Below are 1,673 nucleotides of genomic sequence, written 5' to 3'. Positions count from 1 at the left end.
GCGCTGGACTGCTGCGTCGACCGGAGCGGCGGTGTGCGCATGTGATGCGTGCGCGCGAGGCGCCGCTGCGGCCTTGTGCGTTGGCGCGGCGGCAGCGTGCGCGCCGGCACTTGCACAGGCGCAGGCCAGCGCCGCTGCGGCCACGCGCATTAAGCGCCCCAGGTGGCGCGCGCGACGCGCAGCATATTGCGTCCGAGGACCTGCTCAATCTCGCTGGGCGCCATGCCCAGTTTGCGCAACTCGCCCGGCAGTTCACGCCACACGGATGCCGGCGCGAAGCTTGGCTTGCGCTCCGCGCTATAGCCCGCCGACGCCGGCCACCAATACGAAGGATCGAAATCGCCAGGCGGCGTATCGTCCAGATCCGGTTCGCTGACGCAGATGTCCAGGCCAACCCCAACGTGCGCGGTGCCCGCCACGTCGGCGACATAAGCGATATGGCGCGCCACATCAGTAGCGCCAGGATTCTCCTTGCCGATAAACCACGACAAGCCGGACACGCACACCACGCCACCTGTCTCCGCGCAAGCCTGGATCTGTTCATCGGTCACATTGCGCCCGTGCTGCACCAGCGTGAAGGGATTCGCGTGGCTGAACACCACCGGTTTGGTCGACGCGGCCATGATGTCCAGGCTGGACATACGCCCCGTATGCGAGCAATCCACAATAATCCCGGCGTCATTGACCGCCGCCAGCACGCGATGGCCCAGCGCGGTCAAACCCTGCGACGTGTCGTGGCATCCACCAGCCACGCTGTTATTGCGGTTGTAAGCGAAGTGCATCTGGCGTACGCCCAGCTGGGCATATAAAGCCGCCATTTCCGGCTGGTCCATCAGCGGCATCGAACCTTCCAGATCGAAGCCGATCGCCAGCTTGCCATCTGCCGCCGCCTGAATGATCTCGTCCACGGTCGATGCCAGCGCATAGCGTTCAGGATTGGCGTCGATGCGCGCACGATAGCCCGCAATCACGGACATCACCTGCGAGACCGGATTCATATCCGCCCCCACATTGAGCGAAACATAATTGACACCGGAAGCATGCAGCCGGTCGATCGGCGAAAAATCCGCATGCGGATGCTGCGGCAGGCAGTAGTGAGCGTCCCAGTTAATCATTTTTATCGTTTATATTGTGGCAGGAACCTTATGGTCGCATGAATGGCCGGGCAAGGTATACTGCTGCCTTGAACCAGTTAATGTCCACCATGTCCTTTTCCTCGCTCGGCCTTGCGCCCCCCCTGCTGAACGCCGTTGCCGCCATCGGCTACGACGCACCTACCGCCATCCAGTCCGCCGCCATTCCTGCCGCCCTGCGCGGTGAAGACGTGTTGGGCCAGGCCCAGACCGGATCGGGCAAGACTGCCGCTTTTGCGCTGCCCATGCTGCATGCGCTGCTGTCGGCGCGTTCCGGCCAGCGCAGCGGCCTGCATGGACTGGTACTGGTGCCGACGCGCGAGCTGGCGGCCCAGGTAGGGGAGGCGATCCGTACCCTGGTGCAACATCTGCCGGTACCGTTGAAAGTGTCGATTGCCTTTGGCGGCGTGTCGATCAACCCGCAGATGATGGCGCTGCGCGGCGGTACGGACATCATGGTCGCCACACCCGGCCGCCTGCTGGACCTGGTCGAACACAATGCGCTCAAACTGGACCGCTGCGCCACGCTGGTGCTGGATG

Annotated in this window: 2 protein-coding genes; one reads left to right on the top strand and one right to left on the bottom strand. The window is 63.8% G+C overall.

Going from position 1 to position 1,673, the window contains the following annotated elements:
• Positions 1-149: 149 nt before the first annotated feature.
• Positions 150-1,115, bottom strand: coding sequence for a dipeptidase (locus AB4Z11_RS30980; RefSeq protein ID WP_442029911.1), 966 nt, complete (start codon positions 1,113-1,115; stop codon positions 150-152).
• A gap of 89 nt (positions 1,116-1,204) precedes the next feature.
• On the opposite strand from AB4Z11_RS30980, the gene AB4Z11_RS30975 reads away from it, so the two are divergent.
• Positions 1,205-1,673, top strand: a 469-nt coding sequence (locus AB4Z11_RS30975) for a DEAD/DEAH box helicase (RefSeq protein ID WP_442029913.1), incomplete at its 3' end; no start/stop codon positions are given.

Origin of the sequence: Pseudoduganella sp. RAF53_2 (genome assembly GCF_052113985.1) — a bacterium.
Classification (GTDB): domain Bacteria; phylum Pseudomonadota; class Gammaproteobacteria; order Burkholderiales; family Burkholderiaceae_D; genus Rugamonas.
This window is presented reverse-complemented; position numbering and strand designations above follow the sequence as displayed.